23 protein-coding genes are annotated in these 26724 nt (G+C 52.0%); 15 read left to right on the plus strand and 8 right to left on the minus strand.

Going from position 1 to position 26724, the window contains the following annotated elements:
• The first annotated feature begins 203 nt into the window (after positions 1–203).
• Positions 204–1253, plus strand: a complete 1050-nt coding sequence (locus tag JQC72_RS11095) for an LLM class flavin-dependent oxidoreductase (RefSeq protein ID WP_205495623.1) — start codon at positions 204–206, stop codon at positions 1251–1253.
• Positions 1254–1392: 139 nt separating this feature from the next.
• Here JQC72_RS11095 and JQC72_RS11100 read toward each other — a convergent pair whose 3' ends face one another.
• The 5 genes from JQC72_RS11100 to JQC72_RS11120 all read right to left on the minus strand — a co-directional run bounded on the left by JQC72_RS11100 (position 1393) and on the right by JQC72_RS11120 (position 6635).
• Positions 1393–1971, minus strand: coding sequence for a hypothetical protein (locus tag JQC72_RS11100; protein ID WP_419179863.1), 579 nt, complete (start codon positions 1969–1971; stop codon positions 1393–1395).
• A 199-nt stretch (positions 1972–2170) separates the two neighbouring features.
• Positions 2171–3454 carry a dicarboxylate/amino acid:cation symporter gene (locus tag JQC72_RS11105; RefSeq protein ID WP_205495625.1) on the minus strand — a complete coding sequence of 428 codons (1284 nt, stop codon included), beginning with the start codon at positions 3452–3454 and terminating at the stop codon, positions 2171–2173.
• A 231-nt stretch (positions 3455–3685) separates the two neighbouring features.
• On the minus strand, positions 3686–4390 hold the full coding sequence (locus JQC72_RS11110) for a response regulator (RefSeq protein ID WP_419179865.1): 705 nt from the start codon (positions 4388–4390) through the stop codon (positions 3686–3688).
• Between the two features lie 14 nt (positions 4391–4404).
• On the minus strand, positions 4405–6024 hold the full coding sequence (gene dcuS, locus JQC72_RS11115) for a DcuS/MalK family sensor histidine kinase (protein WP_419179864.1): 1620 nt from the start codon (positions 6022–6024) through the stop codon (positions 4405–4407).
• A 278-nt stretch (positions 6025–6302) separates the two neighbouring features.
• Positions 6303–6635 carry a winged helix-turn-helix transcriptional regulator gene (locus JQC72_RS11120; protein ID WP_205495627.1) on the minus strand — a complete coding sequence of 111 codons (333 nt, stop codon included), beginning with the start codon at positions 6633–6635 and terminating at the stop codon, positions 6303–6305.
• A gap of 206 nt (positions 6636–6841) precedes the next feature.
• On the opposite strand from JQC72_RS11120, the gene JQC72_RS11125 reads away from it, so the two are divergent.
• The 7 genes from JQC72_RS11125 to JQC72_RS11155 all read left to right on the plus strand — a co-directional run bounded on the left by JQC72_RS11125 (position 6842) and on the right by JQC72_RS11155 (position 13676).
• Positions 6842–8056: an MFS transporter gene (locus JQC72_RS11125; protein ID WP_205495629.1), complete on the plus strand. Its 1215-nt coding sequence runs from the start codon at positions 6842–6844 to the stop codon at positions 8054–8056.
• A gap of 30 nt (positions 8057–8086) precedes the next feature.
• The gene (locus JQC72_RS11130) at positions 8087–9058 is read left to right on the plus strand and encodes an LLM class oxidoreductase (RefSeq protein WP_205495631.1); all 972 of its coding nucleotides are present in this window, start codon (positions 8087–8089) and stop codon (positions 9056–9058) included.
• 13 nt (positions 9059–9071) lie between these two features.
• Positions 9072–10007 (plus strand): aldo/keto reductase, encoded by a 936-nt coding sequence (locus JQC72_RS11135; protein ID WP_205495633.1) that lies wholly within the window; start codon positions 9072–9074, stop codon positions 10005–10007.
• Positions 10008–10559: 552 nt separating this feature from the next.
• Positions 10560–11291 (plus strand): 5-oxoprolinase subunit PxpB, encoded by a 732-nt coding sequence (gene pxpB, locus JQC72_RS11140; protein ID WP_205495640.1) that lies wholly within the window; start codon positions 10560–10562, stop codon positions 11289–11291.
• Between the two features lie 20 nt (positions 11292–11311).
• Entirely contained in the window at positions 11312–12079 is a 768-nt protein-coding gene (locus tag JQC72_RS11145; protein ID WP_205495642.1) for a LamB/YcsF family protein, read from the plus strand.
• Complete coding sequence (locus JQC72_RS11150) at positions 12076–13032, plus strand: 5-oxoprolinase subunit C family protein (protein ID WP_205495644.1); 957 nt, start codon at positions 12076–12078, stop codon at positions 13030–13032. The genes JQC72_RS11145 and JQC72_RS11150 overlap by 4 nt, the downstream gene beginning before the upstream one ends.
• Positions 13033–13064: 32 nt before the next feature.
• On the plus strand, positions 13065–13676 hold the full coding sequence (locus tag JQC72_RS11155) for a class I SAM-dependent methyltransferase (RefSeq protein WP_205495646.1): 612 nt from the start codon (positions 13065–13067) through the stop codon (positions 13674–13676).
• 721 nt (positions 13677–14397) lie between these two features.
• Here JQC72_RS11155 and JQC72_RS11160 read toward each other — a convergent pair.
• The 3 genes from JQC72_RS11160 to JQC72_RS11170 all read right to left on the minus strand — a co-directional run bounded on the left by JQC72_RS11160 (position 14398) and on the right by JQC72_RS11170 (position 18397).
• Positions 14398–15000 (minus strand): transglutaminase-like domain-containing protein, encoded by a 603-nt coding sequence (locus tag JQC72_RS11160; RefSeq protein ID WP_205495648.1) that lies wholly within the window; start codon positions 14998–15000, stop codon positions 14398–14400.
• The gene (locus tag JQC72_RS11165; RefSeq protein ID WP_335342447.1) at positions 14997–16238 is read right to left on the minus strand and encodes an MFS transporter; all 1242 of its coding nucleotides are present in this window, start codon (positions 16236–16238) and stop codon (positions 14997–14999) included. The genes JQC72_RS11160 and JQC72_RS11165 overlap by 4 nt, the downstream gene beginning before the upstream one ends.
• A 257-nt stretch (positions 16239–16495) precedes the next feature.
• On the minus strand, positions 16496–18397 hold the full coding sequence (locus tag JQC72_RS11170) for an ABC-F family ATP-binding cassette domain-containing protein (RefSeq protein ID WP_205495650.1): 1902 nt from the start codon (positions 18395–18397) through the stop codon (positions 16496–16498).
• Positions 18398–18628: 231 nt separating this feature from the next.
• Between JQC72_RS11170 and JQC72_RS11175 the strand changes: the two genes are divergently transcribed.
• From JQC72_RS11175 to groL, 7 genes are all read left to right on the plus strand, one after another.
• Positions 18629–19885: an ammonium transporter gene (locus tag JQC72_RS11175; protein ID WP_205495714.1), complete on the plus strand. Its 1257-nt coding sequence runs from the start codon at positions 18629–18631 to the stop codon at positions 19883–19885.
• 540 nt (positions 19886–20425) lie between these two features.
• Positions 20426–21022: a 5-formyltetrahydrofolate cyclo-ligase gene (locus JQC72_RS11180; protein ID WP_205495651.1), complete on the plus strand. Its 597-nt coding sequence runs from the start codon at positions 20426–20428 to the stop codon at positions 21020–21022.
• 45 nt (positions 21023–21067) lie between these two features.
• Positions 21068–22069 (plus strand): molybdopterin-binding protein, encoded by a 1002-nt coding sequence (locus JQC72_RS11185; protein ID WP_205495654.1) that lies wholly within the window; start codon positions 21068–21070, stop codon positions 22067–22069.
• A 118-nt stretch (positions 22070–22187) separates the two neighbouring features.
• Positions 22188–22856 carry a redox-sensing transcriptional repressor Rex gene (locus tag JQC72_RS11190; RefSeq protein ID WP_205495656.1) on the plus strand — a complete coding sequence of 223 codons (669 nt, stop codon included), beginning with the start codon at positions 22188–22190 and terminating at the stop codon, positions 22854–22856.
• A 57-nt stretch (positions 22857–22913) separates the two neighbouring features.
• Complete coding sequence (tatC, locus tag JQC72_RS11195) at positions 22914–23678, plus strand: twin-arginine translocase subunit TatC (RefSeq protein ID WP_205495657.1); 765 nt, start codon at positions 22914–22916, stop codon at positions 23676–23678.
• A gap of 760 nt (positions 23679–24438) precedes the next feature.
• Positions 24439–24723: a co-chaperone GroES gene (groES, locus tag JQC72_RS11200; protein ID WP_205495658.1), complete on the plus strand. Its 285-nt coding sequence runs from the start codon at positions 24439–24441 to the stop codon at positions 24721–24723.
• Between the two features lie 63 nt (positions 24724–24786).
• Complete coding sequence (gene groL, locus JQC72_RS11205) at positions 24787–26412, plus strand: chaperonin GroEL (RefSeq protein WP_205495659.1); 1626 nt, start codon at positions 24787–24789, stop codon at positions 26410–26412.
• Positions 26413–26724 lie beyond the last annotated feature (312 nt).

Below are 26724 nucleotides of genomic sequence, written 5' to 3' on the forward strand. Positions count from 1 at the left end.
CACCGTTCGAAAAGGTGCCGGTACCGAGTGGTCGGAACCCCGAGCAGGTAAGGAAGGCTAAATTGAGTATGTCAAGGAAGGTGAAATCATTTCATTTTGTCGGGATTCCCTCATCCGAAAGAAATTGAGCGGGCAGGAAAGCTTGTTTTGCCGTTGTTTCAAGGTTGCCTCCCACAATGGGAAAGAAGGAGAGAGACCAAAAGATGAAATTTGCGATTTGGGGATCGAACATTTCCGGGGGATTCCTGCGTTCCCGGGTTGATCAGGACACTGACGGCAGTTTTACCTACAATCTCCGATTAACTCAGTTGGCTGATCAATTGGGAATCGATTTCATCCTTTTTCCTACCCGATACAAGGGAGGGCTGGGCGGCAGCAATGTTTCAGGGGGACAACTGGACCCCTTGGCGATTGTGGGACCATTGGCGATGGTTACGGAACGGATTCATTTTATTTCTGCTGTGTTACCAAGCTTTGTGCCGCCTGTGACGTTGGCGAAAATCGGGGCCACATTGGATCACGTCAGCAATGGGCGTTGGCATATGAATTTGGTCAGTGGTTGGTTTCAGGATGAACAGGAGATGTTTGGAATCCCTTGGATCAATCATACGGAACGATATCAGCGTTCAGAGGAATATTTACAAATCGTCAAAGGGCTGTGGCAGAACGACGAATTTTCCTTCCGGGGGAATTACTACGAAATCAAAGGTGGGAGAATGCAGCCATCCCCCATCCAAAAACCGTACCCCGCCATTTTCCAGGGAGGCAATTCCGAAGAGGCACAGGAGATGGCGGGCAGGCAGTCAGATTGGTATTTCATGAATGGAGCGCCTTTGGAACAATTAAAACAGCAGATGGAACGAGTCAGTGCGGTAGCGAAAAAACACCATCGACGGGTACGATTCGCTGTGAACGCTTTTGTCATTGCGCGAGAGACGGAAAAAGAAGCAGTGAAAGAATACGACGATATAGTGGAGCATGCGGATCTGACTGCCATTCGAAACTTTCAACATTACGCCAAAGGAGCAACCGGCATGTGGTCCCAATCCGCATCCATCAGTGATTTCGTCGCTAACAACGAGGGATTTCGCACAGGTCTGATCGGTTCGTATCAACAAGTGAGAGAGAAAATGGAGCAGTTAAAGCAAGCCGGTATTGATTTGGTGTTAATGGCATTTCGCTTTCCATTGGATGAATTGCGTCCCTTTCAGGAAAATGTCATCAAAAAAATAGCCGGTTTGGTGGAAAAATGAGCGTGACAGGTGAAAACAAGTGGGTAAGGTAACGTCTTTGTGGGTACATACGGTAAAAACGCAGAATCGCACAAGCCGGAGGACGAGCCCTGGACGGAAACGGACTGCGGACGCGAATGAACCAAGAGGCCCACGGCGCCTAAAGTGAGTTTCTGCGATGTTTTAAACGTGTGGAATGCCGAGAACGCTTCACTGATTTTCGTCGCCCCTTGATCAACTTGTTGATTGCGCGAGACCCTGGGCCTCCGCCAACGGCATGTTGCTGTTTGGTATTGGAGCTTTCAATTGCGGAATTGGTACCACTTGTGCTGTAAGTGCCACTGCCGCTTGCCACTTGGGTAGCCGACGAAATGGGTTTGCGTTTGCTTCGCTTGGCGACCTGATTATTGATGACAATCACGACTTCTTTGGCATTGTCCCTCTTTCCATGTTTTATGTGCGGCTCATACCGTTTCCCCTTTATTCCGAGGTTTTTGGCTTTTCCTCCGGCTCCCACACTCTGTTGCTGACGAGTGTTTGATGAAGCGATGGCCGCATTGCTTCCTGCAGCACTGCTTCGACCGGCCCCACTCGCAATTTGCGTGGTATTGGGTGCATTGGTGAACTGGTTGTTGATCACGATCACAATTTTTGATTTTCCAGACAGCGGAGACTTGGTTACGGTTCGTTTTCCTTTTTTTTCGACAATGACAGTGATCTTTTCGTTGGTATATGCCATCTTGTTATCCATTCCTTTTTTGTTGGATTTGTTTTAAATAAATGCAAAAGATGAACAAAACGTACGACAATTGTGGAGCAAGTTACTAAAATATACGCAAGCCTATAACGCCCGGAATATAGTAGAAATGAAAACCGGCTCCTGCACGTACAGGTAGCCGGTCATATTTTTATTTAAATTATTTTAAAATTCGTCAAGTTCACGACACGTCCGCTCCTATCGTATCGGAAGGAGTAGAGCCTTCTTGCTTGCCGACTTGCGGATGATTGGGATGGAATTCGTTTTCACTTTTGGCCACGACAATTGCGGCGATGCCGTTTCCGATCATGTTGACAATGGCCCGCGCTTCAGACATGAAGCGGTCCACACCGAGCAACAGGGCCAATCCCTCCAAGGGAATCACATGTGTGGCGCTCAGCGTGGAGGCCAACACGATAAACCCGCCGCCTGTCACTGTAGCCGCACCTTTTGAAGTCAGCATCAGGATGGCGAGAATCGTCAGTTCCTGTGTCAGGCTCAAATCAACGCCGCTCACCTGGGCCAGGAACACAACGGCCATGGTCAGATAGATCGATGTTCCGTCCAAGTTGAAGGCATAGCCTGTCGGCAGAACCAAGCCAACCACCGATTTGGAACATCCATATTCTTCCATCCTCTTCATCATGCGGGGCAAAACGGATTCGGACGAGGAGGTCCCCAGCACGATGAGCAATTCTTCCTTGATGAATTTCAAGTAGTGCCACAGACTGAACCCATACATCCGGCAAATCAGATTCAAGATGACGAAGACGAACAGGAACATGGTGATGTAGACGGACAGCATCAGTTTGCCCAGCGGAATGAGGGAGGACAGCCCGTATTTTCCGATCGTGTAGGACATCGCTCCAAAAGCGCCGAGCGGAGCCACCCGCATGATGATGTTGACGATCTTGAAAAACACTTTGGAGATCTGGTCCAACAGATCGATCAACGGTTTCCCGAAATTGCCGAGCGCGGCCAAAGCGAACCCGAACAGTACGGAGAAGAAGACGACTTGCAGGGTGTCGCCTTTGGCAAAGGCATCCACGATGTTGGAAGGAACGATATGAACCAGGAAATCAACCAGATTCATCTTCTTCCCTTCACTGACATATTGGGAAACTTGATCCTGCCCTTGACTCGGGTCCAGATGAACGCCCACGCCCGGTTTCACCACATTGGCAACGATGAGGCCGATCACCAAAGCGATGGTGGTGACGATCTCAAAGTAGAGGAGCGCTTTTCCGCCTACTCTCCCCACCTTTTTCATATCGCCCATCTTGGCAATCCCGACAACGATGGTCAGGAAGACAATCGGGGCGATCACCATCTTTACCATGTTGATGAAAACGTCTCCAATCGGTTTCATCGCTTTGGCCGTTTCAGGAGACAAAGTACCCAAAATAATACCGATCGCAATAGCGGTCAGCACCTGAAAGGTCAGATTGTTGACCAATCTTTTCATCCTTGTTGACCTCCTTTGCTGTATCTGGCCGGTTCGATTCCTGGAAAAAAACTTGCCGTCATACAGATCCGGAAATGGAAACCGCTTTCATTACTAAATATATCAATGTTTGATACATTGTGTCTATCATGTTACGTGAAAATGGACATTTTGTGAATCATGCGCAAGTAAGAAAAGCATTTTGTAACTAAAATAAGCAAAAAAGCACCCCATTGTTTAACGGGTGCGATATCACGTTTCCAAGTATGGGGCGATCCGTACGGTATGGCCTTGCTTCACATCATACCGATAGACGGGACGACCGCCCGTTCCGTAAACCGGTTCGACCGACAAGCAGCCGATTTCCGTCAGGAATTTCAGATATTTACGGGCGGACACGCGGGAAATGCCGATGTCTCGGGCCAGTTCTTCTGTCGTAAACCCGCTTTTCAAGGTATCAATTGACTTCACCACGCGTTGCAGTGTCTCCCGTGTCAAACCTTTCGGGAGTTTGGCGGAGGTTGAACGTGTTTGATCCGGATGAAGCAACAGCTTGTCCAGCTCCTCTTGGTTCCACTCGTTCTGTTCTTGAATCATCTCCTGTTCTTTTTGATACGTTTGCAATGCTGTTTTCAACCGTTCGAACGTAAAGGGCTTGATCAAGTAATCAACCGCTCCGAGTCGGAGTGCCTGCTTGATGTTTTGAATGTCATTGGCTGCGGAAATGACGATCACGTCAACACTTTTTCCTTCTTTGCGGATTTCCGTCAACAACTGCAACCCGTTTTTTCCCGGCATGAAGATATCCAACATGACCAGATCCACGGAATTGTTCCGCAAAAACTCCAAGGCTTCGGTGACATTGGATGCAATTCCGCTGCAACCAAATCCCGGTACGGATGTCAGATAGCGTCGGTTGATTTCTGCCACCATCGGATCATCTTCCACGATCAACACCCGGATCAACGCATTCACTCCTTTTCTTCATACGGCAAGTGAACCGTAACGATTGTCCCCTCGTTGTTGGATGTCATGGACAAACGCCCTCCCAACCTCGCAATGCTTTGTCGCACCAAAAACAATCCGTAACCGCGATCTTTCCCTTTGGTCGAAAAGCCTTTCTCAAACACTTTCTCGTGCAGTTCTTCCGGTATTCCCTGTCCGCTGTCTCTTACGGTCAGGGAAAGTACATTTCCGTCAAATGACAGAGAAACGTGGATCTCTTTCGTTTGACTTTCTTCCACCGCATCGATCCCGTTATCAATCAAATTCCCGAAAATCGTAATCAACTCTTCCGTCAGTTCCGGTCTCAGTGACGGCCACACACCTTCTCCCTGAATATGCAGGTTGACACCGCGTTCCCTGGCGGAGCTGAATTTGCTCAACAGAAATCCCGCGAGGACGGGATCTTTGACCAGCCGGGACACGGAACCGATCTCCATTTGATAATGATGGGTAATCTGCTGGATGTACGAAGATAATTTCTCATACTCTCCGATCTGTACCATACCCAATACGACATGCAGCTGGTTCATAAATTCATGGGTTTTCACGCGAAGAGCTTCCGCGTACAGCTTTACGCCGGTCAGTTGTTCAGCCAACTGTTTCAATTCGGTTTTGTCACGGAAAGTGGCGATGGCTCCGACCACTTCTTGCCCCACTTTGACCGGTACCCGGTTGACCACCAACGTCATACCGTTTAAAGCATGTTCCTGATCGTACTCCGGGGTCCCGCTTTCCAGTACGTGCATCAGACGGGAAGTTGGCAGGAAGTCCTCGATTTGTTTTCCGATGGGATCTTCGTCGATCCCTGCGCGATGGAACATGCGCATTGCCTCCGAATTGGCCACAACGATTCGTCCGTCTCGGTTCACCGCCACGATCCCTTCTCGAACGGACTCCAGCATGGCATTCCGTTCTTGGTACAGATTGGCGATCTGATGCGGTTCCAATCCGAACAGGACGTTTTTGATTTTTCTGGCCAATACCAATGCACCCAGTATTCCCACCAAGACACCGAACCCGATGCCGATGTAAACGATGCGGGTACTTTGGGTTACTGCTTCTTCCACTTGGTTCAACAGAATGCCGACGGAAACGACCCCGATTTGTTTTCCGCGGGAGTTACGGACCGGTGCGAAAGCCCGCAAAGACCTGCCGAGCGTTCCTTCTGCGATCGAGGTGTATGTTTTTCCCCGCATCGCTTCGTTTTCGTCACCACCGGCAAAACGCTTTCCGATTTTGGTCGGATCAGGGTGTGATTTGCGAATATGATGCATATCCATCACAACGATGAAGCGGACGTTTGTGGCGCGGCGGATACCGTCCGCGAACGATTGAATCCCTGCCTCGTCCCGTTTTCCTTCCAACGCTTCGATGACCAACTCCGAACGGGCCACCATCTGTGCAATGTTCATCGCTTTCCCGGCAAGGTTTTTTTCCGTTTGGCGGGCGATTTCCTTGGCGATCAACAGGCCGGTAACGGTTAAGGCCGCGATGACGACACTGCACACAAAGATTGCCATCGCCGTATGGAGGCGGATCGATTGCTTTTGAATCCCAATCGCCCTCCTTTCGGTTGTATTGGGCACAAAGCGGTAAATCACTTGGCGGTTCGGGTTGAAGGTTCTTGTGGGAAATGGTCACTTGCCGGGAATGAAGGAATAACCCTATTATACTCTTTTCCCGAGGATTTCCTGATCGTCAAGAAGACCCATGGAAACGGACAGCCATCTCCAACATTTTCAGCGTGCACAGTGAGTGTTTATTTCGATATTCATAGATTGAGACAACAAACCACTCGATTAACCGGTACTTGAATGTAAAAGAAAGCAGAGGTGTCTGCACCGGCTCCTCTGCTTTCTTTGCTTTATTGGGTCGCTGCTCTTTTGATATACTCCTCTCCCCATGCGCACATCTGATCCAAAACAGGCTTCAACGACCAACCGAACTCATTCAATTCATAAACCACTTTAGGCGGGACTTGGTTGTAAACAATGCGATTGATTACACCGTCTTTTTCCAGTTCACGCAACTGTTGCGTCAACATTTTTTGTGTGATATTTGGCATGGCTCTTTTCAGCTCACTCGTACGCATCGGCCCATGGGTTAAATGGCAGAGAATCACGGTTTTCCATTTGCCTCCGATTACTTCCAATGTTGCTTCGACCGGTATGTTATAGACTTTTTCCGCTTTTTTCATTGCGTTTCTCCTTTCCCGCAGATCAGTCGGGTTCCCTTTTGGTGTTTATATTACTTGCTGGTACCTATCACACTGACAAGTAACAATATCACCAAAAAGTACGTACTTCCTATTAATAAGTATATGTTACATAATAAGTTTTGTGGTTGTCGACACTAATATCTTCCAAAATCATATATTCATTTACTGTCCAAGGAGGTTTCTTTATGACCACACAAACTTTAAACCGCGCAAAAAGCGGAAGTATACAAAGTCACAGCTTCTTTGCCTTGCTCGCGTTGGCCATTAGTGCTTTTGCCATTGGAACGACGGAATTTATCAGTGTAGGATTGCTGCCATCCATTTCGAAAGATTTGCATGTTCCTGTCACCACAGCTGGCCTGACGGTTTCTCTCTATGCCTTGGGAGTGGCTTTCGGAGCACCGATTCTCACTTCTCTTACTTCATCGATGTCAAGAAAGACGCTGCTCATCTGGATCATGATCGTATTTGTGATCGGAAATAGCCTGGCCGCCTCAGCCACGAGCTTTTGGATCTTGCTTGTTGCTCGTGTCATTTCAGCCTTTTCCCACGGCATCTTTATGTCCATTGGGTCGACCATCGCGGCTGATCTGGTTCCGGAAGACCGTCGAGCCAGTGCCATTGCATTTATGTTCACCGGTCTGACTGTGGCCACTGTTACGGGTGTTCCGTTTGGAACCTTTATCGGACAGACATTCAGCTGGAGATATTCCTTTGCCGGAATTGCTGCGATTGGCCTGATTTCATTAATCGCCAATGCCATTCTCATTCCCTCTCGGCTCCGTCAGGGAATGTCTGCAACATTTGCGGATCAACTGAAACTTGTCACCAACGGCCGTTTGCTGCTTGTCTTTATTATCACCGCTTTGGGCTATGGCGGGACGTTCGTGGTCTTTACGTATCTCTCTCCATTGCTGCAGGAAATTACGGGATTTCAAGCAAGTACAGTAAGCATGATTCTGCTTGCCTATGGGGTCGCGATCGCGATTGGCAACATCATCGGAGGCAAAGTATCGAATCGGAATCCCGTCAAAGCGCTGTTTTATATGTTTATCGTCCAAGCGATCGTATTGTTTATCTTGACCTTTACCGCGCCTTTTAAGGCAACGGGACTCATTACGATCATTTTCATGGGACTTCTCGCTTTTATGAACGTTCCCGGACTTCAACTTTATGTTGTTCAGTTGGCTGAGAAGCATGTCCCTTCGGCAGTGGATGTGGCCTCTGCCATCAATATTGCCGCGTTTAATGCCGGAATTGCAATGGGGTCCTGCTTGGGTGGGATGGTCACGGATTCCCTGGGACTCATCCATACTTCATGGGTTGGAGCATTGATGGTTGCAGGGGCTGTAATTCTGAGCGGTTGGAGTATGGCTTTGGAGCGAAAAGAACAAGCTTGATTCCCATTCATGAGAAAGGTGGTGAAATTCATGAGCGTCTCTGCATTGAAGAAGCTGATCCCTTCCCGCCGCATGACATTGGGGGTAGAGCTCCCGTTGGATAACGACTGGTCTCCGGCGGGACTCCAAAGAGCAAAAAAAGAGAGACGCCCCTTCGGTGTCCCCAATATGGAACACCATGCGGAGTATGCCCGATTGGCGGATCAACTTGGTTTCAAATCCATATGGATACGGGATGTTCCTTTTTTTGATCCAAATCGCTTCGGTGATGCAGCGCAATTGTTTGATCCCTTTGCTTATTTGGGATATCTGGCCGCCATCACCGATCATGTCATATTGGGAACGGGAGCCATTGTTCTTCCGCTGCGCCATCCTTATCACGTTGCCAAAGCAGCCGCCACGATTGATCAACTCTCCGGCGGGCGTTTGGTGATGGGGATTGCAACGGGAGATCGCCCCGTGGAGTTTCCGATATTCGGAGTGGAGGCGGAAAAGAGAGGGGAAATTTTGCGGCAAAGTGTTCGGATGATCAAAGAGGCTTGGAACAAAGATCAGATGTTGTTTGACAACCAACTCGATCTGCTTCCCAAGCCCGTTCAGGATACGATTCCACTCATCATGGCAGGCCGGGGAACGCAAACAATCGACTGGATCGTTCAACATCTGGATGGATGGTTCCATTACCCCAGAGGAATTGCTTCTACCCAACACCAGATTGCAGAGTGGAAAAAGGCACATGAAGATCATGGATTGACAGAGATCAAACCTTATATTTCCGCGTATCACTTGGATCTCCATGAGGATCCGAACCACCCGCCGAAGCCGCTGAAGTTCGGAGCCACGATTGGAAGAAACGAACTGATTCGACACTTGCAAAAATTGGAGGAAATTGGGGTCCATCATCTCGCTTTCCATTTTCGCCACTCTCAGCGTCCGATCCCGGAAGTATTGCACGAGTTGGCTGAATATGTATTGCCGGAGTTCCATCATTCAAATGAATAAAGGAGGAATTATAATGGAAAAAAGACGTTTAGGAAACAGTGAGCTATATCCTTCCGTCATTGGATTCGGGGGCTGGGCCGCCGGAAAATCGGGTTGGGGAATTGTTGAAGAACGAGAGATCGTGGAAGCGATCCAGACTGCGTATGATCATGGGGTGAACTTTTTTGACACCGCACCTTTCTACGGTTATGGGGAATCTGAACGGGTTCTCGGAAAAACACTCAAGCCGATGCGTGACAAGGTCATCATCGCCACAAAGTTTGGCATTATATGGAACAATCAAGGTGATTTTGTGATTGATGTCAGCAGAAAAAACATCTTGCGCGAAATTGATGTAAGCCTGAAAAACCTGGACACGGACTACATTGATTTGTATCAAGTGCACTGGCCGGATCACAAGACGCCGATCCAAGAAACCATGGAAACACTCAATGAACTGGTCCAAAGCGGAAAAATCCGTTATATTGGCGTCTCCAATTTTTCTGTGGAGCAAATGGAAGAAGCGCGAAAATACGCCAATGTCGTTTCTCTCCAATCTCCATATAACTTGCTCCAGCGTGGAGTGGAAAAGGCCGAGTATTCTTACACCGAACGTGTTGGGATGGGATTTATTCCATATAGTCCTCTCGCCCAGGGATTGCTTACCGGGAAGTTCAACAAAGGGACGAAAATTGCCGAAAATGACGTTCGACGCCGGTTCAATCCGCTTTTTAAAGAAGGGGAATTTGAAGCGAACTTGGAAAAAGTGGAGAAAATCCGTACTGTCGCGGATCGTTACAACAAGCCGTTGGCGCAAGTCGCGGTCAACTGGCTTCTGGCAAAACCGGCCGTAGCCACAGTCATTACCGGTGCAAAAAACAAAGAGCAAGTGATTCAAAATGCAGCCGCCGCAGAATGGAAACTTGAATCCGAAGATGTCATCGCGTTGGATAGAATGACTGATAACTGAAAAGGGTATAAACAATCAGGGATAAAATAGGCGCCATCACAAGTGGGAGGATTTATTTCGAGTGAAGCGTCGTTCATGCCATCCCACGAAATGGTACATCTAACGCGACCAGAGGGATGCAACAAGCTTTTACAGAACGAACAAAAGGAACAAAGGCGGCTGTCAATACAGTGATGCCTGGATCAACGCGAACCAAACAGTCGAAGAGATCTTACGAAATGGCTTCTGTGTTCCACAGAAGTCATTTCGTTTCATTGGGATTGAAAGGGAAAGCTTCACAAATCAGTGAATCGTGGGAAACATGTTGTAATGGAAACCAGTTTTTCGGGGGGTGGACGAAGGACGGACTGTGAGAGGAATGAGTGCCCGCCAAAATTATGTTAAAATTTCGGAAGGAAGTAGAGATGTTCAGATATGGGCATGTCCTCCTTGGCTCCAGGGAGATTTTGCATGGTACGAAAGAAGCATCCGTTTTACCATGATGACATGACTTGGGAGTCAATGTGAAACGGTAGCGAGCTGGAATGGATTTCTTCCATGAGGAGGATCGGCATGCTTTCCTTTCACCCGATCGGAGATCAGGCGGTGCGCATTCGGCTGGGGGACCGCATCGAACCTTCCGTTCACGACAGGGTTCGACAATGGTGCAGAGCGCTGGAGAGGCAATCCATACCGGGTGTGATCGAGTGGGTCCCTTCCTATACGGCTGTGACGGTGCTGTACCGCCCTGGCGAAGTTACATACCGGCAATTGGTTCAATCCCTTGAAAGACTGGCGGAACAGCTGGATGAAGAACCATTGCCACAGCCCCGTATGATTTCCCTGCCTGTTTGCTACGGTGGCGAATACGGCCCCGATCTGGAATCATTGGCTGAGTGGTGTGGCAAAACACCGGAAGAAGTCATCCGTATTCACTCTTCGGTGGAATATGTGGTTTACATGATGGGGTTTGCCCCCGGATTTCCCTATCTCGGTGGCCTGCCCAAAGAGATTGCCGCCCCTCGACTGGCGACGCCGCGGTCATCCGTACCGGCTGGTTCGGTGGGAATCGCCGGTGAACAGACGGGTGTCTACCCGATTGCCACACCGGGCGGTTGGCGGATCATCGGACGAACGCCGATTCCACTCTACGATCCGATCCGCAATCCGCCGGTACTACTGAAGGCAGGGGATCGTTTGCGATTCCGTCCCGTAGATCGTACGGAGTACCTCAGCATCACGGAAGCGCTGGAAAAAGGCGAAGATGTATGGAATACGGGAGAATGGCTGATGGATAAGACGTGACCGGAGAAAGAGGTGAAAACATGGCTGACCGGATCGATCTCAATTGTGATCTGGGTGAAAGTTTCGGGATCTATCGGATTGGGCGTGACACTGATGTAATGGACTGGATTACGTCAGCCAACATCGCATGCGGTTTTCATGCAGGTGATCCCCATGTGATGCATCGTACCGTGCAATTGGCGCTGGAAAAAGGGGTGGCGATCGGGGCGCATCCCGGTTTGCCCGACCGGCAGTGGTTCGGCAGAAGGTGGATGGAGCTGACACCGCAGGAAGTGTTCGATCTGGTGTTGTATCAGGTGGGAGCTTTATCGGCTTTTGTTCGGGTTTGCGGGGGAGAGCTGCAACACGTGAAGCCGCATGGAGCGTTGTTTAACGTTGCCGCCGTCAACAGTGAAATCGCCCGGGCGGTGGCGGAAGCGGTGGCCCGGGTGGATGAACGCTTGATCCTGTTCGGGTTGGCCGGAAGCGAGTTGGTTCGGGCAGGTCGTCAAACGGGACTGCGTGTGGCTGAAGAAGTGTTTGCCGATCGTCAATATGAGCCGGATGGCACACTGACGCCGCGAACACGACCAGATGCGGTGATCCATGATCCGGACCGTGCCGTGGCACGAGTAATTCGCATGATTCGCGAAGGAAAAGTGACCGCTGCTGACGGTTCCGATCTGGCCATCCGTGCGGACACGGTGTGTGTCCATGGCGATCAGCCGGAGGCGGTGGCGTTTGTTCGCCGGTTGCGGCAGGCATTTGAAGCAAACGGCATTCAAGTAAAAAGGGTGGGGGAGCTGTGAAGCCGTCACTGGAAGTGTTGGAGCCCGGTTTGTTGACAACGGTACAGGACGGCGGCCGCTGGGGGTATCAACAGTATGGCATGGTTGTCTCCGGACCGATGGACCCCTTTGCTTTGCAGGCGGCCAATATTTTGGTCGGAAACGACCGGGACGAAGCGGGGCTGGAAATTACCATGGGCCGTGCGGCATTCGGATTTCACCGGGATTGCCTCATCGCGATTGCCGGTGCCGATTTGGGAGCGACGGTGGACGAAGAACCTGTTCCCATGTGGTGCGGGTTTACTGTGAAAAAAGGACAGGTATTGCGCTTTCAAGGGCCGGTGTGCGGCGTTCGTGCCTATCTGGCGGTTGCCGGCGGGATCGATGTGCCCGTGGTGATGGGAAGCAAATCGACGTATCTCCGCGGACGGATCGGCGGCTTGGGCGGCCGGGCGCTCCAGAAGGGAGATGCGTTGGCAGTTGGAACGGCGGCGGGAAACCTTCCGAAAGAGGGAAAAAGATGTTTGTCGCGGCGACACCTCCCCCGTTACGCTCGCAATCCCACGGTACGAGTGGTGTTGGGACCGGATCATGAGGCATTTACCCAAGAGGGTGTCCGCACATTTTTGCATCACCGGTTTACCGTGACGACTCAAGCCGATCGCATGGGCTACCGCTTGCAGGGTCCGCGCATCACGCACCGTCGCGGGGCTGATATTTTCTCCGATGCAACGGTGATGGGCACGGTACAGGTGCCTGCCGACGGTCAACCGATCATCTTGATGGCAGATCGGCAAACGACGGGCGGGTATGCCCGGATTGCCACCATCATTTCCGCGGATTTGCCATTGGTGGCTCAAACGCTTCCCGGCGGCGCCATTTCCTTTCATGCGGTGAGTGTGGAAGAGGCACAGCGGTTGGCGATGGAGAGAGAACAATTGCTGCGTTTGTTGATGGCAGGAGTGAGGAGTTGACCGGATTTAGCCGGATGGGAGGGGGAAAACGGATGAATCACGAGACGAATCGGCAAATCTATCGAAGGTGGGCGCCGTTCTATGATTGGATCATGCAAAACCGGTGGTTTGGTTCGGCTCGTCAGAGCATAGTGAAACGGGCCCGTCTACAACCGAATGAGCATCTCTTGCTGGTGGGGGTGGGAACGGGCCTGGATTTCGCCTATATTCCGGAGGGAGTACGGGTGACAGGGATCGATCTGTCTTCGGAAATGTTGGAACAGGCCCGCAAAAAGGTCCACCATTCGACCATTCGCCTGCAACAGATGAACGCGGAAGCATTGACGTTTCCCGACGAAACCTTTGATGCCGTTTTTTTCAACCTGGTTTTGAGTGTCACCGAAAATCCGCGGCAAGCGTTGACGGAAGGTATCAGGGTGTTAAAAGGAAGCGGGCGAATCCTCATCTTTGATAAATTTCGACCTTCCAACAAGTCGCTCTCCCGGTTCAGTCAAATGCTAAACAAAATTACCCGAAAGTTGGGAACGGATGTAAACCGTTCCTTTGAAACGATCGCCCGAGATCTGCCGATTCATGTTGTGGGAAATGAACCTTCCCTGTTTGGGGGAAGATACCGGATCATCGAACTTCGGAAAGGTATTTGACTTTTGATTGAGATTTCACTTGCCTCCCTGAGGGTATGTTTGGTCATTCCGCTAAGGGGCCAATGATTTTCCGGGTGAGTCCCGGGTGAGTGAAGACAGAAGCCACTGCCGAGCGAAATGCCGGAAAAGCACGTGCATCTAATCGGGGGCCATTTCCTCTGGAAGAATGGAAGAAGCGGCTGCCCGCATCCTGCCCCTCCCGGTACAGAGTGGTTTTACAGAAATGGCTGTCTGAAAGCCCACGGCGACCATAGGAAGTACCCCTGGGGTATTTGAATCGTGGAGAAAAGAAGTTTTGCCAGTTATCCCCTTCACAGGGATTGTCAGGGAAAACAAGGAATGTCAGAATCTTCATCGAGCTGTGCTCATCCTGCTGGTAGTAGGATTTAGTACGTCATAGTAGGAGGTTCTGGTGGCGAAGACTCCCACCGGGTAAAGCCATGAGCGTGAGTGAAGGAGAACCGGCGTACCGGTAATACCACGGGTACTTCCGTTGGTCGCAGGTACGCCGCCCAGGCGGGTACTTGCAGCGTTGCTGCAGAACTGCTTGGGACGGGGTGATGACACACCCCTGAACCTGGGCGTTGTCCAAAGCGGAAACGGACTGCGGACGCTAACGACCCAAGAATCCCACGTCTTCAGACGTGCGGAGTGCAAACTGCTTTCTTGCCGGGTGCAGGTGGAGCGAGCCGGTAAAGGGACAGGGGAAATCAGGCACGCCCTACAGTCGTTTCGGCAGATGGTATTGATACATCTCAAGCGCATTGGTGTGCTTCTTCAACACATGGGAGGTTTGCGGCTTGGCGTAGATGACGGGATAGTCGATTTCATCCATTTCCGGTCGAACCGGGAATGCCAGTTTTTCCTCGTCGATCGAAAATTCGGCCTGCACGCCCGGTTTGTTGCCCCTGGCATCGAGACGTACCCATTTGTCTACGGTATCCAGGTAAAAGGCGTTCAATGCATGAACGGCGTACCCGGTGTCCGGGGTGTCACCCCGCGTCAACCGCTGATAGCAAAATCCCGTCGGAATCCCCTGCGCCCTCAGCAGGGCGGCCAGCAGATGGGATTTGGCATAACAAATTCCTTCTCCGTATTGCAAAACTTCCGATGCTTTGCAGGTTACTCTCGTACTTTGGATGTCCCAGGAGTGATCAATTTTGTCGCGTACAAACTCATATGCGATTCTCACCCGTTCCAGCGGTGAATGGTGTGCCGCTTGGATTTCCCGGACTTTCTCCTGGATCAGGGGATGAGAGTAGTCCACTTCTTCCAGCTCATCCAAATAGTCTTTCAGATCGGCAGATTCGCAGAAGAGTTTCATCCAACGTCCTCCCTTCTCTTTTTTGCAAGCAACAGTCCGTTTCCGAGCAACAACAGGACCAACAGCGACCAGGCAATAGAATAGGATGTGAGATCGGCGATCCACCCAAACAATGCCGGCGCCAGTATGATGGCAACCTGGTTCAGCGTCAATGCGTAGCTGACCATCAGTCCTTCCGATTGCGGCGGAGCCTGTTCCGCGACAGCCAGAAGAAATGAACTGAACCAACCGATGCCGAAAAAGCCCAACCAAGCGGACAGCACAAAGAGTGACCAGACGGGCGGGACGGCGGGCAGGAAAATCAGTGCGGTTACGCCGAACACGGATGCCCATATTGACAGGTGAAGCACGGACTCCCTGTTTCCTCCCCACCACCGGTCGCTGATGTGAGCGAGGACAATTCTTCCCGCCATACCGGAGATCAACGCGGTGGATAACAGCTGTCCTGCGATCACCAGTCCCGTTTTCTTTTCATTGCCGAAAAAAAGCATCAAATGACCCACCAGCACCATCTGTAACGTCACCATGATCATACCGGTGCATAAAATGGGCAACATTTTGCGATTGCTGGTGATGGCCTTGATCTTTTGCCGGAAACGGCTGTTTGTCTGCCGTTGATGTTTGGGAGGAACCTGCGGTTCCCGATACAACGCCAGAAAGAGCAGGCCTCCGGCAACGGCAAGAACGGATTGCGCATACACGGCGGAAGGCCAACCGAAGTGAAGGGACAAGTATGGCAACAATGTGCCGCCGATGGCTCCCCCGATCGGGATGCCCGCTTGTCGCACGCCCATTGCCAGTCCTCTTTCCTTTTTCGGGAACCAACGCAGAATCACCTTGCTTCCTCCGGGTTGGGCCGTACCGTACCAGATCCCGACGATGCCGAGCAACAACAGCAGCAGGAGGTAGTGAGTCGTAAAGGAGACAAGGAAAAACGTCATCCCCAACATACAAGCTCCCAGACTGACCAGCCACCGTTCCCCATATCGGTCCAATGCGTGGCCGATCAGGAGCATCGAGAGCAGAGGCCCGACTTGAACGGCAGACACCAACAGTCCGGCCTGCGCAGCGGACAATCCCCATTGTTTTTGCCAAATCGCCGCAAGGGGTCCCACTCCGTAGGTAACCAAGGTGGCCGTCGCTTGTACCCAAGTCGCCACCGCCAAAATCATCCAGCGATACGAAGAGGATGGTGGGGCTTCGAATCGATCTTGTTGCATGGATGAATGGAGCTGCACTTTTGACAGTCCTCCTACTTGTTCAGTGTATAAGGGAGGAGATCGATCCTGGATTTTCAAGATCTCCGTACCTGCTGATCGGTTGAGGAGTCATGAACCTTGATATAGATGATAATATATTCTTTATATTTTTTGAAATGAATGATATTGATTGGATCGATCACAAAACATGATCATTGACAGTGAGGGTGGAGTCGTCGGATCAAGAAGACAGGTTGCCGTCCGCCGTAAACGGATCGGCAACCTGTCGCACCTGTTCACTCCGCCATTTCTGCCCACTTTTCCGTTTTCTCATTCAGCTCTGTTTCTACCCGTTCCAACGCCTCCTGCAAGCGTCGGCTCTCTTCCGGATCGGTATAGACATCGGGTTGACACAGCTGTTCGTTGATATTGGCCCGTTGTTGTTCCAGCTCCTCGATTTCTTGCTCCAACCGGGCGATGATCTGTTGACGGCGGCGTTCCTCCTGCCGTTTTTTGCGGTTTTCTTCCCGATGCGCTTCCGCCGGTTTGACATCGTTTTGTACCGATTCAGACGTCTCTTCGATCCGTTTCGCCAAGTAATCGTCATAGTTACCGGGATAGGATCGCACGCCGTTCGGTGACAGTTCCAAAATGCGGGTGGCCAGTCGGTTGATAAAGTACCGGTCATGGGAGACGAACAGCAAAGTCCCGGTATATGCTGCCAACGCTTCTTCCAACCGTTCTTTGCTTCGCATGTCCAAATGGTTGGTCGGTTCGTCCATCAGAAGAAAGTTGGCGCGGTTGAGCATTCGTTTGGCCAGGGACAACCGGGCCTTTTCCCCGCCGCTCAACTCTTTGACCCGTTTGTACACGTCATCTCCCTGAAAGAGGAATTGTCCCAACACAGTGCGTATCCGGGTCAGGTTCAGCTCAGGGTGAGCATTCCACAGTTCATCCAGCACGGTGGATGACGGATCGAGTTCTTGTTGTTCCTGGTCGTAAAAGTCCAGTATGACACCGGTACCCGTGCGAACATGTCCGTCCAACGGCGCAATCATGCCTGCGATGGTTTTGAGCAGGGTGGTTTTCCCTGTCCCGTTCGGACCGAGCAAGGCCACGCGTTCGCCGCGCTCCAGTTGAAAGGTGAGATTTTGGGCCAACGGAGTTGCGGGGTCATATCCGATGCACAGGTTTTCCACCTGCAACACTTGTCGACCGCTGGTGACGGACGTTTCGAAGCGGATGGCAGCCGCAGCGTCCGACCGGAACGGTTTCTCGATCCGTTCCATTTTCTCCAACGCCTTCTGCCGGCTTTGCGCCCGTTTGCTTGTGGAAGCGCGGGCGATGTTGCGCCGGATGAATTCTTCCATCTTTCGGATCTCTTCCTGTTGCTGCTCATAGACTTTTTCCAACTGTGCCAACATCGCTTCTTTCTGACGGACATAAGCGGTATAATTGCCCGTATATTTCGTGGTCCGGCCTTGTTCAATCTCGTAGATGGTCTGGGCGAACCGGTCGAGAAAATACCGGTCGTGGGAAATCACCAACAAGGCTCCGGGATAACTGGACAGCGTTTGCTCCAACCAGGCCAAGGCGTTCATATCGAGATAGTTGGTCGGCTCATCCAGAATGAGTAGATCCGGCTCTTCCAAAAGCAGTTTGGCCAGTGCCAACCGAGTTTTTTGCCCGCCGCTCAAAGCGGAGCAACGCGTTTCGGTCCAGGGCAAATCCGCCAACCCCAAACCATGAAGCGCACCGCGAATCCGCGCTTCATAACCGTAACCCCCCGCTTCTTCAAAACGGGTTTGCAGGGCGGCGTATTGGTCCATGATCTGTTGGTATCGGACCGGGTTGGACAACACCTCGGCACTTCCCATCTCCTGCTCCATCCGGCGCAATTCCCGCTCCATAGCCCTTATGTGTTCAAACACGGAGAGCATCTCGTCCCACATGGTCCGGTCGCTTGCCAGTCCCGCGTCTTGAGCAAGATACCCGATCCGGGCATTTTTGGCCACATGTAACTCGCCGGAATCCGGCGGGATTTGGCCGATGAGGATCTTCACCAGCGTGGATTTGCCGGCGCCGTTGACACCGATCAGACCGATCCGTTCTTTTTCGCGAATCATCAGATCAGCCTGCCTGAGAACGGGAGTGGCGCCGAACGATTTTACGATTCCTTTGGCTTGCAATAATACCATGATTGAATCCCAACCTTTCCCACGTATCACCAGTGTAGCCGAGCGATGGCCAAAGGGCAATCCGTAGGTGCGGGATCGGATGTCCGTACGATCAGAGGAAGCCGAAGACTTTTGTCAGCATTTCATATATCAATATGTTAGTTAATCTAACATAAACAGTTGATAAAAATGACATCATGATTTATACTCTCTATTAAGAAAATATGTGACTCGGGGGAAATAAAAGTGAGTATGACAGCGGGACTGAATACGGTATGGGTGGTTATGGCGGCCGCCATGGTGATTTTCATGGAGGGCGGCTTCAGTTTGCTGGAAGCAGGGTTTGTTCGCGGTAAAAACGCAGTCAATGCCACGATGAAGATCGTTGTGGATCTGACGTTTGGTGCACTGGCTTTTTATGTGATCGGGATTCATCTGATGTTTGGAAAAGATGTTTTCGGTGTCGTCGGTTCGGGCCGTGCGGCCGGTCCCGAAGGACTGCCGATGGAAGCCTATGTGTTGTTCCAAATCGGATTCGCCATCGCCGTTGCATCCATCATTTCCGGTGCTGTGGCGGAACGGGTGAAGTTTTCCTCATATATCGTAATCGTACTTGCCGTTTGTGGTTTGATGTATCCCATTTCCGGTCACTGGATTTGGTCGGCCGACGGGTGGCTGGCCCAAATGGGGATGAAAGATTTTGCCGGATCGGCGGCCATTCATGCGATGGGAGGGTTTGCCGCCCTTGCGCTGGCCATGATCTTGGGTCCGCGGGCCAACCGTTATGACCGGGAAGGCGATTTCGCTCCAAGCAACATCCCGTTGGCGGCCGCCGGAGGGTTTATTCTGTGGTTTGGATGGTTCGGATTTAATGCGGGCAGCACTTTGAACGCGATGGATGGACGGCTGGCGGACATTGCGCTGAATACGTTCATCGCCGCGGCCGCCGGTGGAGCGTCGGCAATCCTGTTCAGTGTCATGCGCCTGAAGACGGCCGATCCAGGAATGGCCATCAACGGGTTTCTGTCCGGTTTGGTGGCGATTACGGCGGGATGCGCCTTCGTCTCCGCGACGACTGCTGTCGTGATCGGGTTGGTAGCCGGTATACTCGTGATCTTGGCCACTGAATGGGTGGATAAGCTGAAGGTGGACGATCCCGTGGGTGCCGTGGCCGTCCATGGATTTAACGGTGTGTTTGGGACCATCGCCGTCGGCTTGTTTGACCTGAAGGAAGGATTCCTGATCACCGGTCAGACCCACTTGTTGACCGTGCAATTGACAGGGGCGGCAGCGGCTTCGGTTTGGGGATTTGTATCCGCCTTTGTCGTGGGCTTGTTGGTCAACAAATTGATGGGGGTTCGGGTGTCCGCCGAGGAAGAAGAGCAAGGTCTCGATTTGGTGTATCACGGCATTGCTGCTGATGAGTCGGAGAAGGAGTCGCAACCGGCGCTGAGCGCGGTGCCTGCTCGGGCTGCGGCTTCATCAGGCGGCTTGGCATCGAGAGGCTGAATACCATAAAGATATTTTGTTACCCTCTCAGGCGGATTCAAGTCTGAACCGCCTGAGAGTTTTTTTGTGTATGGGATAAAACGGACGTCGAACGGGAAAAGGTTAATTGATGGCCGATCTTCAGGGCGTGTCTGGTTATTCTGTAAGGAAGCCGTGTTTCCGGGTGAGTAAAGCAAGGGGCCGTCTGACTGAAGACTCGGAAGTACAGAATTGAAATCGCGTATTTACCTCAAAGCAAAGCGTACGCTGTCTGCGTCCTGTCACAGGGTAGGAGCAGTCATCATCTGCTTCTCTGCAGGGCACTGGCGAAATGAGCCGGAAAACAATGTGGACTGTGGACGCTATTCACCAGACACACCCTGGTGATTTCTCGATTTCAGCAATCCTGTTTCCGCAATCAACCACACAGAGCGAAGATTGAAAGAGCCGTTCCGACCGAGAACAAGATATATTGGTTTTGAAGGCAGGATGCCTCCCTTTTCGATACAATAATGTAGAGTGAATGGAGAAATGCTGTTTGAGGACGGGAGGCGCGACGCCGTGGATCAAAAAGAAGCAAAAAAACGGCTGCGATCACGACTGCTACGGTTGCGGCAGGCGATGGACACTGAGAAAACGCAGCGGTGGTCGCGGGCCATCACGGAAACCCTGATAAACCTGGAAACGTTTCGGCGTGCTGGTACGGTCTTTTTTTACCTTCCCTTTCAGAAAGAAGTGGATACATGGGCTGCGATCCGGATTGCGTGGCAAGCGGGGAAGCGCGTGGTGGTGCCCAAGGCGGACCCAAAATCGAAAACGATGGAACTGTATGCGATCCATCCTGATACCCCGTTGACCAAGGGGGCATACGGAATCCTGGAACCGCCGGCAAAGGCCGGTCATGGCGTGATACCTGCCGCAGTGGACTTGGCTGTGGTGCCGGGGATTGGGTTTGACGAAAAGGGATACCGCCTCGGTTATGGGGGCGGTTATTATGACCGGTTTTTCTCCGGGGCGGGAGCCGACATGATCCGGATTGGTGTGGCTTATCCGTTTCAGATGGTGGCAACCGTGTTTCCTGAAGCGCACGATCAACGGATGCATGTTGTCATCACGCCGGAGCGGGTGTGGCATTTTGCCGAAGAAAGTGATCTGTGACTACCCGGGCGGATTTACCGTTAAAATAGACAGGAGGGGGAGGAAATGAAGAGCAAGCTGAAAGAAGTGCGAACCCAAGAAGCGGTCGGTTTGGTGTTGGCACATGATCTGACGGCGGTCGTTCCGGGTGAGTTCAAGGGGCCGCTGTTTCGCAAGGGTCATACCATTCGTGAAGAGGATATCGAAAAATTGCTGAACATCGGCAAAGAGCATGTATACGTTTTGGAGCTGGCCGAAGGGGAATTGCACGAAGATGATGCGGCGCATCGGATCGCCCGCGCTGCGATGCGCTCGGACGAGGTGTTGGAGCTGACCCCTCCGAAAGAGGGGAAAGTGGACATCGTGTCGCGGATTGACGGTTTGCTCCGGGTGGATGTCCCGACGTTGACGGCGATCAACCGTGTGGAACACGTGGTTCTGTCCACGTTGAAAACGCACACGCCGGTCCGGGCGGGTCAACGGGTGGCAGCCGCCCGCGTGATCCCGTTGGTGGTACCGGAAAGCCGCATCAAGCAAGTGGAGACGATTGCCGGTCGGCAGGAACATCCCGTGCTGGAGGTGTTGCCCTTCCGTCCGCACCGGGTCGGTGTTGTGACGACCGGAAGCGAGGTGTACCACGGTCGGATTCAGGATCGCTTCGGTCCGGTCGTACGGGACAAAGTGGAACGGTACGGTTCCAAAGTGATCGGGCAAACGTTTGCCGATGACGACAAGGAGATGATCGCCCAACAAATCCGGGCGTTTGCCGATCAGGGCGCAGACTTGATTCTCGTCACCGGCGGTATGTCGGTCGACCCGGATGATCGCACACCGGGTGCCATCGCCGAACTGGGAGCCGACATTGTCAGTTACGGCAGCCCGATGTTGCCCGGCTCGATGTTGTTGATCGCCTACTATCGTGGGATTCCGTTGATGGGGCTTCCCGGATGTGTGTTGCACGATCCGTTTACTTCGTTTGACGTCTTTTTGCCTCGTATCCTGGCAGGTGAGAAAATCACGCGGGAGGATATTATCACATTGGGGCACGGTGGCCTGCATGCGTGTTGATCTTGCAGGCGGAATGGCTCCGTTGTATGATGTTGATAGCAACACTTTGTGAAAATTGCACGATCCGGTTAATGGAGAATACACGGTCTCAACGGACCGTTCGGGTATGGAGGCGAAAATGGCTGATCAGAAGATTCCCCAAGTAACCGCGAAACGGTTACCCCTGTATTACCGATATTTGGAGAAGTTGCATGCCATCGGGAAGCAACGTGTGTCTTCTGCCCAGCTGAGCGAAGCCTTGCAGATCGACCCGGCAACCATTCGACGTGATTTTTCTTATTTGGGAGAGTTGGGAAAGAAGGGATACGGGTACAACGTCAATTATCTGCTTCAGTTTTTGCGGGATTTCCTCAAGCAGGACGAAGTGACCAACGTGGTCTTGGTCGGTGTCGGTCATCTGGGCACGGCGTTGTTGCGGTACAATTTCTACCGCAGTCACAATACCAAGATCGTGGCGGGATTCGATATCGATTCCAACAAAGTGGGTAAGGAGATTGACGGCATCCCGATTTTTTCGATCAATCGTTTTTCGGAAGTGAAGGAACTGCACAACGTCGAGGTGGCGATCCTGACGGTACCGGCCAATGCCGCCCAGCAAGTCACGGACCGCATCGTGGCCGCGGGCATTCGGGGGATCTTGAACTTTACGCCTGCCCGGCTGACGGCACCACCCAATGTACGGATCCACCACATCGATTTGACGACGGAATTGCAGACGCTGATCTATTTCCTGAAAAAGTTTCCGCCCGAAGAAGATCGCGAACCCTCATCCGCAGACCACCTGTGATGGGGGATCACATCGTGGACAAACGGTTGAATACGACAAGGGAAGGTTTGACCAACGATGGATGATCAGACTCAGCCGTTGACGGAGCACCTGGCCGAATTGCGCAAACGGATCATATGGGTGTTGGTGTTCTTTTTTATCTTTTTGGTTGTGGGGTTTCTATACGCGGGGCCGATTATCGATTGGGTGAAAAAGGACGTTCCGGCCAACATTTCGTTTCATATCTTTTCACCTGGTGAGGCGTTTCGCATCTACATGGGATCGGCGTTTCTCATCGCGGTGATCTTTACGTTGCCCGTTGCACTATATCACATTTGGAGATTTGTCGAACCCGGTTTGCGTCCGCGCGAACGCCAAGTGACGCTCAGCTACATTCCACTCGCGATCCTTTTGTTTTTTGGCGGTTTGCTTTTCGCCTACAAGGTGATTTTTCCTTATGTGATCGGGTTCTCGGCCAATTTGACGCAGGAGTTGGGGGCCCAGGAGACATACGGGTTGTATGATTATTTCCGATTTATGTTCAACATCGTCTTCCCGATCGCGTTTTTGTTTGAGCTGCCGATTTTGGTCATGTTTTTGACGCGGCTCTCTGTCATCACACCGGCATTATTGAAGAAATTCCGCCGGTTTGCCTATTTGGCGCTGGTGGTGTTCTCAACTTTGATTTCGCCGCCCGATATCGTCACCAACATTTTGATCGCCTTACCGATGATTGTGCTGTATGAGATCAGCGTGATCATCTGTATGTGGGTGTACCGGCGGATGCAGCGGGAGGCAGAAGTGGAAAAGGAAAAGAACGGTGACGGTGAGCCGTCGGCATAACCATCTCTTTGGAAATGATTTCTCCGACCACACTGTTGAGCACGTCGGACAACGCGAGAATGGTGGGAGGCGGTTTACAGAAATGGCTGTCAGAAAGCCCGCGGCGACCAGAGGAAGTACCCTTGAGGTATTTGAATGGCGGGATGTGCTTTGCCCGTTATCCCCTTCACGGGGATAGTCAGGCATGGTGTATTCATCAAGTGTGCTCATCCTGCTGGCAGTCGGATTTTGTACGTCATGGCAGGAGGTTCCGATGGCGAAGACTCCCACTGGGTAAAACCATGATCGTGAGTCAAGCGGAACCAGCGTACCGGTAATACCACGGGCACTTCCGTTGGTCGCAGGTACGCCGACCATGCGGTACATGCACCGTTGCTGCAGAACGGCATGGGACGGGGTGATGACCTCCCCTGAACCCGGGTGTTGTCCCAAGCGGAAACGGACTGCGGATGCCAACAACCCGGGAATCCTACGTCTTCAGACGTGTGGAGTGTCAAACACGTTTCATGTCTGAAAAACCGGAGATCAGATCTGCCCTCAGCGGGTGCGTGGCGGAAATACACGCCGGCGACCCGCTTTTTTGTGCCCGGATTCGGGATGTTTACAACGGCTCCGCTTCCGTTTCAAAATCAATTTTTTTACAATTGAGGTCTTGCAAAATGAGGATCATATGCATATCATTATAATTGGTGTTAGCACTCAGATTGGATGAGTGCTAACAAACCCCGACAAAATGCGCTCGTGAAGGAGGGTGTTTCCCATGATCAAACCCTTGGGCGATCGCGTGGTGATCGAAGCGATCGAAAAAGAAGAAAAAACGGCCAGCGGCATCGTGTTGCCGGAAACGGCGAAAGAGAAGCCGCAAGAAGGTAAGGTTATCGCTGTGGGTACCGGTCGTTATGAAAACGGCGAAAAAATCGCGCTGGAAGTAAAAGTAGGCGACCGCGTCATTTTCTCCAAATACGCGGGTACCGAAGTGAAAGTGGGAGATAAAGAATATCTCATCCTGCGCGAAAACGATATCTTGGCGATTGTGGAAGAGTAAACCGGCTTGACAACATCCTTCTGAAAATAAAACCACCCTACATACAGGAGGGGGAAGCGAATCATGGCGAAAGAAATCAAGTTCAGTGAAGATGCGCGTCGTGCGATGTTGCGCGGTGTGGACGCGCTGGCGAACGCTGTGAAAGTGACCTTGGGTCCGAAAGGACGTAACGTGGTACTGGAGAAAAAATTCGGTTCTCCGCTCATCACCAACGATGGTGTGACCATCGCGAAAGAAATCGAGCTGGAAGATCCGTTTGAAAACATGGGCGCCCAACTGGTGAAAGAAGTGGCGACCAAAACCAACGATGTGGCCGGTGATGGTACGACCACCGCTACTGTGTTGGCCCAGGCCATCATCCGTGAAGGTTTGAAAAACGTGGCGGCCGGCGCCAACCCGATGATCCTGCGCAAAGGGATCGAAAAAGCCGTGGCCGCTGCCGTGGATGAAATCAAAAAGATCGCGAAACCGATCGAAGGCAGAGACTCCATCGCGCAAGTGGCTGCAATCTCCGCGAACGATGAAGAAGTGGGCCAACTGATCGCGGAAGCGATGGAAAAAGTGGGCAAAGACGGCGTGATCACGGTCGAAGAATCCAAAGGTTTCACCACCGAACTGGAAGTGGTGGAAGGGATGCAATTCGACCGCGGCTACATCTCTCCGTACATGATTACGGATACGGACAAGATGGAAGCCGTGCTGGAAGAACCGTACATTCTGATCACCGACAAGAAAATCTCCAACATCCAAGACATTCTGCCGCTGCTTGAAAAAGTGGTGCAACAAGGTAAGCAGCTCCTCATCATCGCCGAAGATGTGGAAGGTGAAGCCTTGGCGACCTTGGTGGTCAACAAACTGCGCGGAACCTTCACCGCTGTGGCTGTGAAAGCACCTGGCTTCGGCGATCGCCGCAAAGCGATGTTGGGAGACATCGCCACGCTCACCGGTGGTCAAGTCATCACCGAAGAGCTGGGTCTGGATCTCAAAACCGCCAACATCAGCTATCTGGGTCGCGCGCGTCAAGTCCGCGTCTCCAAAGAAGAAACCATCATCGTGGACGGTTATGGCGACAAAGCGGAAATCGAATCCCGCATCAAACAAATCCGTCAACAAATCGAAGAAACCACGTCTGAATTTGACAAAGAAAAACTGCAAGAGCGTCTGGCCAAACTGGCTGGCGGCGTAGCGGTCATCAAAGTGGGTGCCGCAACCGAAACCGAAATGAAAGAGAAAAAACTGCGCATCGAAGACGCGCTCAACGCTACTCGTGCCGCGGTGGAAGAAGGGATCGTGGCTGGCGGCGGTACCGCGTTGGTCAACGCCATCCGCGCGGTGGAAGCGGTGGAAGCGTCCGGCGACGAAAAAACCGGTGTCAACATCATCAAACGTGCGCTGGAAGAGCCGGTACGTCAAATCGCTTTCAACGCCGGTCTGGAAGGTTCCATCATCGTGGAACGCCTGAAAAAAGAAGATGTGGGTATCGGATTCAACGCCCTGACCGGCGAGTGGGTCGACATGATCAAAGCCGGTGTTGTGGACCCGGCCAAAGTGACCCGTTCCGCGCTGCAAAATGCCGCTTCCGTGGCCATGATGGTGCTTACCACCGAAGCCGTTGTGGCCGACAAACCGGAAGAGGAAAAAGGCAACAACAACAACTCGGGCATGGGCGGCATGGACGGGATGATGTAATCGTCTCCCGCAGATCAAAAGCCGTCGACCGTTTGAGGTCGGCGGCTTTTGTTTTGTCTTGAGCATCGGTCGGACTCCCGGGAAAGTGTGTGTCGCCTTATGTTTACCCGACACCCCCTGTTCGCAGGGGGGTGACAATGTCCGCAGGCTTCGATTTCCCGTCTCCGCTCCATTGTAACCGCTATAACCGCTAGAGTCGCCAGACGGGAACTTCGGACCCACTACCCTAAAATAGGGTGGCCGTTTTCCAATGAGCCACCTTTGAGCGCAGCAAAACAGAAGCGAGAAGGAAAACGGTTCACCCGGAAGCGC

Origin of the sequence: Polycladomyces zharkentensis (genome assembly GCF_016938855.1) — a bacterium.
Taxonomy (GTDB): domain Bacteria; phylum Bacillota; class Bacilli; order Thermoactinomycetales; family JIR-001; genus Polycladomyces; species Polycladomyces zharkentensis.